This window comes from Candidatus Pelagibacter sp. PS_23 (assembly GCF_059417905.1).
The window spans coordinates 31,803-44,573 of the sequence record NZ_CM182071.1 but is presented as its reverse complement, the minus strand read 5'-3'; the positions used below and the strand labels follow the sequence as shown (position 1 = coordinate 44,573).

Annotated in this window: 10 protein-coding genes and 1 tRNA gene; all 11 read right to left on the bottom strand. The window is 30.0% G+C overall.

The genetic code is table 11. The features are described from left to right. Positions 1-2 precede the first annotated feature (2 nt). Positions 3-2,060: a DNA gyrase subunit B gene (locus tag AC5SLY_RS00200; RefSeq protein ID WP_494598835.1), complete on the bottom strand. Its 2,058-nt coding sequence runs from the start codon at positions 2,058-2,060 to the stop codon at positions 3-5. A 163-nt stretch (positions 2,061-2,223) separates the two neighbouring features. Next, the gene (locus AC5SLY_RS00195; protein ID WP_494598834.1) at positions 2,224-3,054 is read right to left on the bottom strand and encodes a hypothetical protein; all 831 of its coding nucleotides are present in this window, start codon (positions 3,052-3,054) and stop codon (positions 2,224-2,226) included. A gap of 50 nt (positions 3,055-3,104) precedes the next feature. Then, positions 3,105-3,194: transfer RNA gene (locus AC5SLY_RS00190), tRNA-Ser, on the bottom strand. A gap of 2 nt (positions 3,195-3,196) precedes the next feature. Further along, a complete protein-coding gene (gene lepA, locus AC5SLY_RS00185; RefSeq protein ID WP_494598833.1) occupies positions 3,197-5,005 on the bottom strand; it encodes a translation elongation factor 4 in 1,809 nt (602 codons plus the stop codon). 2 nt (positions 5,006-5,007) lie between these two features. Next, positions 5,008-7,416, bottom strand: a complete 2,409-nt coding sequence (gene pheT / locus AC5SLY_RS00180; protein ID WP_494598832.1) for a phenylalanine--tRNA ligase subunit beta — start codon at positions 7,414-7,416, stop codon at positions 5,008-5,010. Beyond that, positions 7,413-8,480 carry a phenylalanine--tRNA ligase subunit alpha gene (gene pheS, locus AC5SLY_RS00175; RefSeq protein WP_006997460.1) on the bottom strand — a complete coding sequence of 356 codons (1,068 nt, stop codon included), beginning with the start codon at positions 8,478-8,480 and terminating at the stop codon, positions 7,413-7,415. Before pheS ends, pheT begins: the two co-directional genes overlap by 4 nt. A gap of 43 nt (positions 8,481-8,523) precedes the next feature. Then, positions 8,524-8,880 carry a 50S ribosomal protein L20 gene (gene rplT, locus AC5SLY_RS00170; RefSeq protein WP_006997461.1) on the bottom strand — a complete coding sequence of 119 codons (357 nt, stop codon included), beginning with the start codon at positions 8,878-8,880 and terminating at the stop codon, positions 8,524-8,526. A 1-nt stretch (position 8,881) separates the two neighbouring features. Next, a complete protein-coding gene (gene rpmI / locus AC5SLY_RS00165; RefSeq protein WP_006997462.1) occupies positions 8,882-9,088 on the bottom strand; it encodes a 50S ribosomal protein L35 in 207 nt (68 codons plus the stop codon). Positions 9,089-9,141: 53 nt separating this feature from the next. After that, the gene (gene infC, locus AC5SLY_RS00160) at positions 9,142-9,687 is read right to left on the bottom strand and encodes a translation initiation factor IF-3 (protein ID WP_006997463.1); all 546 of its coding nucleotides are present in this window, start codon (positions 9,685-9,687) and stop codon (positions 9,142-9,144) included. After that, a complete protein-coding gene (thrS, locus tag AC5SLY_RS00155) occupies positions 9,688-11,604 on the bottom strand; it encodes a threonine--tRNA ligase (RefSeq protein WP_018413765.1) in 1,917 nt (638 codons plus the stop codon). After that, positions 11,605-12,759 (bottom strand): glycosyltransferase family 4 protein, encoded by a 1,155-nt coding sequence (locus tag AC5SLY_RS00150; RefSeq protein ID WP_018413764.1) that lies wholly within the window; start codon positions 12,757-12,759, stop codon positions 11,605-11,607. Positions 12,760-12,771 lie beyond the last annotated feature (12 nt).

Below are 12,771 nucleotides of genomic sequence, written 5' to 3'. Positions count from 1 at the left end.
TATTAGATATCTAGATTTTGAACATTAATTGCATTTGAAACAATAAAATCTTTTCTCAATGCAACATCATTACCCATTAATGTGTGTATTAAATCTTGATCTTTTTTTATATCTTTTGAGTATTGTACTTGTAATAAATTTCTTGTTTCAGGATCTAACGTAGTATTCCATAGCTCTTCTGGGTTCATCTCTCCTAATCCCTTAAACCTTTGAATGCTCATTCTAGATTTTTCATCTTCATAAGCTTTAGTAAATTCTTTTGTTCCTTTTTTAATTTTTTGTAATTCTTTATTATTCTTTAAAATATAATCTTCTAACTCTTTTTCATCTTTTATATAAATGCCTTTTGTTCCTTTATTAATCTTGAATAAAGGTGGCTGTGCAAGATAAACATGTCCATTTTCAATTAGTTTATTAAATGGCTTGTTGTTAAAGAATGTTAGTAATAATGCTCGTATATGAGAACCATCAACATCAGCATCAGTCATGATAATAATTTTTCCATATCTTAAATCTTTCAAATCAATATCTTCAACTTTTGGATCAAGGCCAAGTGCATTAATTAAAGTCACAACCTCATTAGATGACATCATTTTTGCTAAAGATTTTGTTCTATGTTCGCTACCATCTCTATTACTATTTTTTTTAAGAATAATCTCTTCCACATAAGTATTAAGAATTTTTCCTCTAAGTGGTAAAACAGCTTGATTTGACCTATTTCTTCCTTGTTTAGCAGAACCACCTGCAGAATCTCCCTCAACAATAAACAATTCTGTTCCTTCTTGTTTGCCTATTTGACAATCTGCCAATTTTCCAGGTAATCCACTTAATTCTAAAGCGCCTTTACGTCTAACATTTTCTCTAGCTTTTCTAGCAACATCTCTTGCTAGAGCTGCCTGCATTACTTTAGCTAAAATAATCTTTGATAAAGTTGGGTTTTGATCAAACCATATTGAAAGTTTTTCACTAACAATACTTTCTACAATCATTCTAACTTCTGATGAAACAAGCTTATCTTTTGTTTGAGAAGAAAATTTAGGATCAGGTATCTTTGCTGAAATTACACATGTAAGACCCTCTTTAATATCATCTCCTGAAATAGTTAATTTATTTTTTTTTAATAAATTATGCTCTGTAGCATATTTATTAATAACTCTAGTAAGAGCACTCCTAAATCCTAATAAATGAGTACCACCATCTTTTTGATAAATGTTATTTGTATAAGGATAGATGTCTTCTCCATAACTTGCATTCCACTTTAAAGAACATTCAATTTCAATATTATCTTTTTTTCCTTCAATATAAATAGGCTTCTTAAATAAATCATTACCGGTTTTATTAACAAGTTTTTCTCTTTTTTCGTCTAAAAAATCAACAAATTCTAAAACTCCCCCATCAAACTTAAATACAATTATTTTTTCTTTTTTTTGATTTAAATCGTTAACGGTTATTTTTATTCCTTTATTCAAGAATGCAAGTTCACGCATTCTTTTAATAATTATACTTGGAGTAAATTTAATTGAAGAAAATATTTCTTTTGATGGTAAAAAAGTTATTTGTGTTCCAGTTTCTTTTGATTTTCCTATAACTTTAAGAGGTGCTTTTGAGGCTCCATCTTTAAATTCTATAAAATATCTATTTCCATCTCTATCGATTTCTAATTTTAATTTTTCTGATAATGCATTTACAACTGAAACTCCAACACCATGTAAACCACCTGATACTTTGTATGAATCATGATCAAATTTTCCTCCAGCATGAAGCTGAGTCATAATAACTTCCGCTGCAGACATTTTTTCACCCTTATGCATATCAACGGGTATTCCTCTTCCGTCATCTCTTACTGTAATAGTCCCATCAGAATTTATCTTAACATCTATATTTTTACAGTGTCCTGCTAAAGCTTCGTCTATTGAGTTATCAACAACCTCATAGACCATATGATGCAAACCTGTTCCATCATCGGTATCGCCAATATACATTCCTGGTCTTTTTCTAACAGCTTCAAGACCTTTTAAAACTTTGATAGAGTCTGCTTGATATGTTGAATTGTTTTTCATAATTTTGTAGTGGAAAATTACATAAATATAACATTTTTTTAATAAAAAAGATTAAATAAATATTTTAAATTCACATACCATAGTTGAATTAGTGTTGATTTTAAATGTTTTTATCCTTTTCAAGTTGATAAGAAAAAACTTATACATTGAAAAATATCTTCAACTAAATAATCAATGAATCACTATATCTTTCTTTATTTAATTTTACAAAATCGGGCATCTTTGAAAGAGGATAGACCTCATATCTCTCTTCCTCTGTAGTAAAAGGTAATCGGTTTTTAATAATATTGTTAATATCTGATTCACTGTAAGTGCTTAAAATATTTTCTCCACGTCCTATAGCTCTATTTTCCAACTCATGTTTTAAATTTTTTGAAGATCCAAAAAATCTAAAATGCCAACCACCGTAATTAATAATATTTAATCTGGGTTTATCAAATCTCCACCAACCATATTTTTTTGCCTTAAAGTTTCTAATTTTTTGAACATTATTTATTTTTTTAAATAATCTAAAATTTAACATTCTTGTGCCTGGCCATAATCCATCTCCACTATCATGATCAAAGTTTCTAACTCTGAGATTAAGCTTAAAATAAAACATAACTTGCTTAAAAACAGTTAAGTTTCCATTAAATAGCTTAAACTTATCTATATCAGGGAATTCATCTACATCAGAAATCAATATAATATCATTATCCAAACAATCTTTTAACCCTTTGCTGATTCCATTTCTTGTATAATAATCGTTTATAAAAGTACTATGAGTATCACCTAAGTGTTTAGGATATGAATCTTGAATAACATGGACAATTTTTTTTTCGTATTTTTTGAATAAAGATTTGTTTTCATCATAATATAATTTTTTTATTTTACCTTGATGACTGTGAGTTCCTTCGACTATAACAAATTTATCAACTACATTTTTAAGATAGTTCATTCTCATATCCAATAAAGATATTTCGTCAAAAAAAGGGAAGCAATCAAAAATTTTCATTTATAATTAATTATTTTAAACCGAACTAAGGAAATTTAAAGATAAATTATTGGCGGAGAGACAGGGATTCGAACCCTGGGTACCTTTAACAGTACACACACTTTCCAAGCGTGCGCTTTAAACCGCTCAGCCATCTCTCCAGCTACTGGTCTTTATTAATTTTAAGCACTCCTATAAATGCTTCTTGTGGTATTTCAACTTTTCCAAACTGTTTTCCTCTAGCTTTTCCTTTTTTCTGCTTATCTAGTAGTTTTCTTTTTCTATCTCTAGCTCCACCACCATGAATTTTTGTTAAAACATCTTTTTTAAAACCCTTAATAGTTTCTCTTGCTATAATTTTTCCTCCAATTGCTGCCTGCACTGGAATCATAAAATTATGACGTGGGATTAAATCTTTTAATTTTTCACATACCTCTCTTCCAACAGTTTGTGCAAAATCTTTATGAACCATCATTGATAAAGCATCAACTGGCTCAGCATTAACAAGTATTCCTAATTTTACTAAATCTCCCTCTCTATGACCTATGATCTCATAATCAAAACTTGCATAGCCACTAGTCATTGATTTAAGTCTATCATTAAAATCAAAAACAACTTCATTTAGAGGGATTTCATAATTTAAAACTGCTCTATTACCTGAATAACTTAAGTTTGTTTGTACTCCTCTTTTATCCTGACAAACTTTTATAATTGCTCCAAGATATTGATCTGGTGTAATAATTGTTGCTTTAATCCAAGGCTCTTCAATAAATTTGATTAGAGTGGGTTCTGGTAAACTTGAAGGGTTTTGTAACTCTATTATTTCCCCCTTGTTCATATGAACTTTATAAACAACCCCTGGTGTTGTGGTTAATAAATTTATATCAAATTCTCTTTCTAATCTTTCAGTTATAATTTCTAAATGCAGGAGACCTAGAAAACCACATCTAAAGCCAAGACCTAACGCAGATGAAGATTCTGCCTCATATGAAAAACTAGCATCATTTAATTGAAGTTTACCTAAACCATCTTTTAATTTTTGGTATTCAGAGCTGTCAACAGGAAACAAACCACAAAATACAACTGGCTTACTTGGTTTAAATCCAGGTAGTGCTTCTTGAGGTGGTTTAGTTGCATCACAAATAGTATCTCCCACTTTTGTTTCTGATAAAATTTTTATTCCTGTTGTTATAAAACCAATTTCTCCTGCATTTAATTCATTAACATCAGTTGCTTTTGGTGTAAATACACCTACTTTTTCAATTATATATTCTTGGTCAGTAGACATCATTTTAATCTTCATATTTTTTGAAATTTTTCCATTAATAACTCTAACTAGAATAACCACCCCTAAGTAAGTGTCATACCAACTATCAACTAATAAGCATTTTAAATCAGCATCTTTTTCTCCTTCTGGAGCTGGTAGTGACACAATAATTTGTTCTAGAATTTCTTCTATACCCTCACCTGTTTTTCCAGAGCAAGGTATGGCATTTTCAGTATCAATACCTATGACCTCTTCTATTTGCTTCTTTGTTTTTTCTAAGTCTGATGCAGGTAGATCAACTTTATTCAGTACAGGTACTATCTCATGCTTGGTGTCTAAAGCTTGATAAACATTAGCCAATGTTTGAGCTTCTACTCCTTGGGTACTATCAACAATTAAAATAGATCCCTCGCATGCATACAGAGATCTACTAACTTCATAGCTAAAATCTACGTGTCCTGGAGTATCAATTATGTTGAGAATGTACTCTTTACCATCTTTTGCTTTATAATTAAGTTTAACTGTTTGAGCTTTAATAGTTATGCCTCTTTCTCTCTCAATATCCATTGAGTCTAGAACTTGTGCCTTCATTTCTCTTTCGGTTAGACCACCACAACTATGAATTATCCTATCTGCAATTGTTGATTTACCGTGATCAATATGTGCAATGATTGCAAAGTTTCTGATGTGATCAATTTTTGTCATGATTATGATCTAATCTTAGCACCAGTTTTAGATTCAACAGCTGAAATAATAAGTTGATTAATTTTATTTAAATCATCCTCAGCCAAAGTTTTTTCTAAAGATTGAATAATTACATTTAATGCAATTGATTTTTTACCATCAGGAATATTCGCTCCTTCATAAACATCAAATACTTTGACAGATTTTATTAACTCTTTGTCTACATTAGAGATGGTTTCAATTAATTCTTGAACTTTAAAATTTTTATCTAAAACAAAAGCAAAATCTCTTTCTGATTTTTGAAAATCTGAATATTTATACTGAGTTTTTTGATCTTTTAATGATTTTTTTGGCTGTTTTAAATTGTCTAAAAATATTTCAAAACCCACTAAAGACTCAACTTTAATATCTAATTTTTTTAATATACCTGGGTGAATATCACCAAAAAAAGCAACTACTTTTTCTTTTCCTTTGTTAAGAAATATTCTTCCTGATTTTCCAGGGTGATAATAGCTTGGTGTTTCATCATCAATATAGAGCTTATCTTTATTATAACCTGCTTCAACTAAACTTTTGATAACATCACTTTTAACATCAAACACATCTATTAATCTTTCTTTTTCCAGCCAGCTCTGCCTAGCCAATTTTCCTGATCTTAATCCAGTAGCGACTGTCTGTTGCTCACCTGGCTCAGATCCTAAAAAAGTTGGACCTATTTCAAAAAATGACAAATCTTTAAATCCTCTTCCTAAATTCTTATTCAAATGAATTATCAAATTAGAAAAAATTGAACTTCGCAAAACGTTCAAATCAGAACTTATAGGATTAATTATTTTAATTTCTTTGTTGTTTTCAATGAATAGTTGATTGATTTTACTGTCGGTAAAAGACCATGTGATAGCTTCAAAATACCCCTTAGAAGCAATAGATCTTTGTAAAAAATGAAATAATTTTTGTTTTAAATTTAATGTTTGTTTTTTTCTAACTTTTTCTGGTTCAATAATTTTAATTTGATCATAGCCCTTAATTCTTACAAGTTCTTCTACCACATCAACTTCTTGTGAAATATCTGGTCTCCAAGATGGTATAACAACATCTAGCATTCTCTTGTTTTCTTTAATTTCAAATCCTAGGTTATCTAAGATTTTTATCATTTCTTTTATATCAATATTAAATCCAGTAATTTTTTGAAACAAAGAAGGATCAAATTTTAATGATTTTTTTTTAATATCTTCAATTTTTTGAATATCAAATTCACTAACTTCACCACCACATATTTCTTGTATTAAATTAGCTGCTCTTTCAAGTCCTTGATCAATTGATAATGGATCAATACCTCTTTCAAATCTAAATTTTGCATCCGTATCTATATTTAAGATTTTAGATGATTTTCTGATTGATCGTGGACTAAAGTAAGCAGACTCAATTAACACATTTTTTGTATCTAGTTCAGTTCCAGTTCTTGTGCCTCCTATTATGCCTCCAAGACCTAATACGCCTGACGCATCTGATATGACACACATCTCATCCTCTAATTTATATTCTTTATTATCTAATGCTTCGAATGTTTCACCTTTCTTAGAATTTCTAACAACTATTCCTTTATCTATTTTATCAACATCATATGCATGAAGTGGTCTATTCAAATCAAACATTACATAATTTGTAATATCAACTATTGCCGAAATAGGTTTTTGGCCTAGAGCAATTATTTTGTCTTTTAGCCACTCTGGACTTTCAGTATTGTTTACTCCTTTAATTAAACAACTGCCAAAGGATATGCATGCTTGATTTTTTTCATTTTCAATTTTTACACTAATTGTTTGTTTATTTTTTTTATCAAGTTTTTTTTCTTTTTGATTTATTAATCTTCCCGCGCCTGCAGCAGCTAAATCTCTTGCTATCCCTCTAACCCCTAAGCAATCTGCTCTATTTGGTGTAATAGAAATATCAATTACATTTAAATTTTTTTTTGGAAAATAATTTTCTCCTATTTTTTTGTTATATTTTTCTGGTAAAAGCTCTGTTATGCCATCACTTTCGTTTGATAGATTAAGTTCAGATTCTGAACAAAGCATTCCATATGAGGTTACACCTCTTATTTTGCTTACCACCAATTTCATTTGACTTTTTGGCACTACAGCGCCAGGAGGAGCATAAATTGTTAATAAACCCTCTTTAGCATTTGGAGCTCCACAAACAACTTTTACTGATTTGCCCGAACCTATATCAACATCACATACTCTAAGCCTATCTGCATCAGGATGCTTTTCAGCCTTCAAAATTTTGGCAATTACAAATTGATCAAGCTCTCCTGATTGACTATCAACACCCTCTACTTCTAAACCAATATCTGTAAGTTTATCGATGATTTGATTTTCATTAAGTTTGGTATCTAAATGATCTTTGAGCCATGCTGTTGTAATCTTCATCGGCTTAAGCCCCTATAGTTTGTTGGGACATCTATTGGATCAAATCCAAAATGATTTAGCCATCTATAGTCACAATCAAAAAAGGCTCTTAAATCATTAATGCCATATTTCAACATTGCGAGCCTATCTATTCCTATTCCAAATGCATAACCTTGGAATTCATCAGGGTTTACTTTCACATTTTTTAAAACATTGGGATGAACCATTCCACAACCTAAAACTTCTAGCCATTTATCACCTTCCCCAATTACTATTTTTCCATCTTTTATTTCATAACCAATATCAACTTCTGCAGATGGCTCTGTAAATGGGAAATGACTAGGTCTAAATCTCATTTTAATTTTATCAACCTCAAAAAACTCTTTAATAAAATAATTTAAGCATCCTTTTAAATGCCCCATATTTATATTTTTATCAATATGTAGCCCTTCAACTTGATGAAACATTGGAGTATGAGTTTGATCGCTGTCAGATCTATATGTTCGCCCTGGCGCTATTATTTTAAAAGGTGGTTTATCATTAAGCATTGTTCTAATTTGAACTGGTGAAGTATGTGTTCTTAAAAGTAGCTCTTTTGTATCATCTAGATAAAAAGTATCATGCATATCTCTAGCAGGATGGTTATCAGGTGTATTTAACGCAGTAAAATTATTATATTCATTTTCAACATCTGGTCCCTCTTCTACACTAAAACCAATTTCTGAAAAAATTGAAGAAATTTCATCTATAACTTGAGATACAGGATGAATTTTTCCCTGAACAAAAGGTCTCTCTGGTAAAGTTATATCTATTTTTTCTTTTTCTAATTTTTTGTTAATCTCTTTTTTTTCAATATCATCAATTTTTATAGTAATTAAATTTTCAAGTTCACTTTTGACTAAGTTTAAATCTGATGCAAATTTTTTTCTTTCTTCTTCTGCTAATTTTCCAAGCTGTTTAAATTGCGAGCTGATTAACCCAGTTTTACCAAATAGTTCTGTTTTAATTTGATTAACTTGATTTAAATCCAAATTTTCTTTTAACTTTAAAAGAAATTCATCTTTTATTTTTTTAATATCAGACATATTGAGAGATTATTTCTTCACCGAAGAAAAACAATAGTGAAGATTAATTTAGTGCCGATTGAGCTTTTTGAACGATCGTTTTAAAGGCTTCTGGACTATCGTATGCTATTTCAGCTAGTATTTTTCTATCTAACTTAATTCCACATTTAGTTAAACCATTAATAAATTTTGAATAAGTTATTCCTTCAGATCTAACACCTGCATTAATTCTTTGTATCCATAAAGATTTAAATTCTCTTTTTTTAGTTCTACGATCTCTGTATGCATATTGCATAGCTTTTTCCATAGCTTGCTTTGCAACTCTTATAGTGCTTTTTCTTCTGCCCCATTGACCTTTGACAGCTTTTAAAACTTTTTTATGTTTTGCGTGACTTGTTACGCCTCTTTTTACTCTAGCCATTTTATCCTCTTAAACTGTAAGGCATGTATGATTTAACTATTTTGCCATCTTGTTTTGACATAGCAGTCGTGCCTCTTAATTTTCTAATTTGTGAATTTGTTCTTTTTATCATACCATGTCTCTTTCCAGCTTGAGCCATCATAACTTTCCCTGTAGCTGAGATTTTAAATCTTTTTTTTGCTGAACTTTTAGTTTTTAATTTTGGCATAATTCTGCGGACTTATACAAATATTGGAATGGATTTACAACCTCTATTAAGCCTTATAAAGGCTGAATAACCATGATCATTTGCTTACCATCAAACTTTGGGTGCAATTCAACTTTGCCAATATCTTGCATATCAGCTTTTATTTTATCCATTAATTCTCTACCTAGGTGTGAGTGTTGTAGCTCTCTACCCTTAAATCGTATTGTAAATTTTACCTTGTCACCTTTTCCAATAAATTTTTTAGCATTTTTAACTTTAAAATCATAATCATGAGTTTCTGTGACTGGTCTCATTTTAATTTCTTTTAATAAAACTATTTTTTGTTTCTTTTTAGCAACATTTGCTTTTTTTTGAGCATCATATTTAAATTTACCCATATCAATAATTTTACATACAGGTGGTTTTGCGTTTGGAGCTATTTCAATTAAATCCAATCCTTGTTCTTTAGCCATTGATATGGCCTCATTTGTATTTATGATTCCTATATTTTCACCATCGCTTCCAATTACTTGAACCTCAGGTGAAGAAATTCTATTGTTAGATCTTGGACCTTTATCTTTAGTTCTTCTTTGAAAATAATTTTGTTTAAAATCTGCCACTTAGTTTGAGGATGCTTTGTTTAAAGCTGAGAAAGTTTCTAAGAATAAGTTTAATTCCATATTTTCTTGTTTGTTCGTATCCAATCTTCTAATCGTTACTGAGTTACTGTCAACTTCTTTTTTTCCACAAATCAATAAAAGTGGTATTTTTGATAGTGAATGTTCTCTAATTTTATAATTTAAGTTATGGTTTTTTAAATCTACCTCAGAGCTTATGCCTGCATTGTTAATTTTTTCATTTACTTCTTTTGCATAAGAATCAAATTCCTCTGAAATTGGAATTACAACAGCTTGTAAAGGAGCTATCCAAAATGGAAATTTGCCTGCATAATTTTCTATAAGAATTCCAATAAATCTTTCTAATGATCCAAATAACGCCCTGTGAAGCATTACAGGAATTTTTTTAGTTCCATCTTTATCAACAAAAGAAGCATCTAATCTTCCTGGTAAATTAAGGTCTACTTGTAAAGTTCCACATTGCCAATCCCTACCAATAGCATCTCGTAAAACAAATTCAATTTTTGGACCATAGAATGCTCCCTCTCCTTTATTAATTGTGTATTGAAGCTTTGAAGCTTTAACTGCATCTAATAAAGCTTTTTCAGCTTTGTCCCATACATTATCATCACCAACTCTTAAGTCTGGTCTATCTGAGTATTTTAATATTACATCTTCAAATCCAAGATCTTTATAGATATCTAAAATTAAATTAGTAACAATCAAACATTCTGATGTAATTTGATCTTCTGTGCAAAAAATATGAGCATCATCTTGAGTAAAAGCTCTAACTCTTAAAAGTCCATGTAAAGCACCTGAAGGCTCATATCTGTGTACTTTTCCAAATTCTGAAATTCTTAAAGGAAGATCTCGGTAACTTTTTAATCCTTGATTAAAAACTTGTACGTGACCTGGACAATTCATTGGTTTTATTGCAAATATTTTTTCATCTGGTGTTTGAGAAGTATACATATGCTCTCCATATTTTTCCCAGTGGCCAGATTTTTCCCAAAGAGATCTATCTAAAATTTCAGGAGTGTTCACTTCTTTGTAACCAGCTTTTTCTTGTCTAGCTCTCATATATGCAACTAATTTTTGAAATAACTTCCAACCTTTTTCATGCCAAAATACTGATCCTGGACTTTCTTCCCTAAAGTGAAATAAATCCATTTCTTTTCCAAGTTTTCTGTGGTCTCTTTTTTCTGCTTCTTCTATTCTTTTTAAATATTCATCTAAATCTTTTTGTGATGCCCAACTTGTTCCATAAATTCTTTGCAACATTTCATTATTTGAGTCACCTCTCCAATAAGCCCCTGATACCTTTGTTAATTTAAAGTACTTACCAATTTTTCCCGTTGAAGACAGATGAGGGCCTCTGCATAAATCATGCCAGTCTCCATGAAAATATATGGAAACATCTTCACCCTGTGGAATACTTTCAATAATTTCAGCCTTGTATATTTCCCCTTTATCTTTGAAATGAGATATAGCTTTATCTCTTTTCCAAACTTCTCTTGTAGTTGGAACATCTCTATCAACAATTTCTTTCATTTTATTTTCAATTTTATTTAAATCATCTTCTGTAAAAGGTTCTTTTCTTGAAAAATCATAATAAAATCCATTTTCTATAATTGGACCGATTGTAACTTGTGTTCCAGGAAAGAGTTCTTGAACAGCCATTGCAGTTATATGGGCCGTATCATGACGGATAGTTTCTAATCCTTCTTTATCTTTTGAAGTAAAAATTTTGACTGAGCAATCTTTATCTAAAACAAAACTTAAATCCTTAAGCTCTTCATTAACACTAATAATAGTTGCCTGCTTTGATAAGGATTTACTAATCTTTTCAGCAACCTCAAGTCCTGTTACTTTATTTGGAAATTCAATAGTGTTTCCATCTGGCAATTTTATTAATGGCATTTAATTCAATAATTTTTTGTATTCTGAATATGTAGAAAAACACATTTTTTCAACATTAAATTTTTTAATTATATTTTTTCTACCTTCTATACCAATAGATTTCAATCTAGATTCGTCTAATTGTAAGACTTCTATTATTTTTTTACTCAAAGCTTCTGCATTACCAGACTGAAATAAAAAACCTGTCACGTTATCAATAATAGTTTCGTTAGATCCCCCAATATCACTTGCTATTATTGGTTTTTCCATTGATTGAGCTTCAACTGCTACCCTTCCAAAAGCTTCAGGTTCTACTGAGGCTGAAACAACAATGTCTGATATTTTATAAGCTAACGGCATATTTTTACAATGTTCTATAAATTTTAACTGACTAGTTAGCCTATATTGCTCAGCCAATCTTTTAATTTTTTTAGTATAAATGTCTCTTCCTTGATCGCTACCCAAAATAATAGCATTAAAAGACTCATACCCCAGTTCTTTATTAACAAGATTTAATGCCTCAATAAATGTCTCCTGACCTTTCCAAGCAGTTAACCGACCTGGCATTAGGATCGTTTTTTTATTTCTATCAACATCCCAATCTGAAATAAGTCTGTTTTCTTCACTGTCTAAAATTGTTGATAATTCAAAATAATCGACATTAATTCCCCTAAAAATTACCAAGAATTTTTTTTTTAAATCTAAATATTTTGGATAATTTTGATTAATATGTGAAAAAATAAAATTTGATCCTGCTATTATTAAATCTGATCTAACCATTACTGAATTATAGAATTTTTTAATTGAGTTTTTAAAATTATAGGTACCATGAAAAGTTGTAACAAACTTTCTTCTTGTAATTTTTGTTGCAAACAAACAAGACCAAGCTGGAGCACGACTTCTTGCATGAACAATAGATATATTATTTAGTAAAATAATAAAAATCAAAGCTATTGAATTAAAGAGCATTAAAAATGGATTTTTACTATGGACGGGAAGTTTTATTACTTTTACTTTTTTTTTATCAATAAATTTTAATAACTCTCCTCCACTAGTTACTATATAAGAGCTACAATTATTTTCTGGTAAATAGTGTGCAAGATCGTAACAGCCTGTTTCCGCACCCCCATATCCAAGTTTAGGAATTACTTGCAGTACTTTTAATTCTGAAGACATTTGATAGAACTA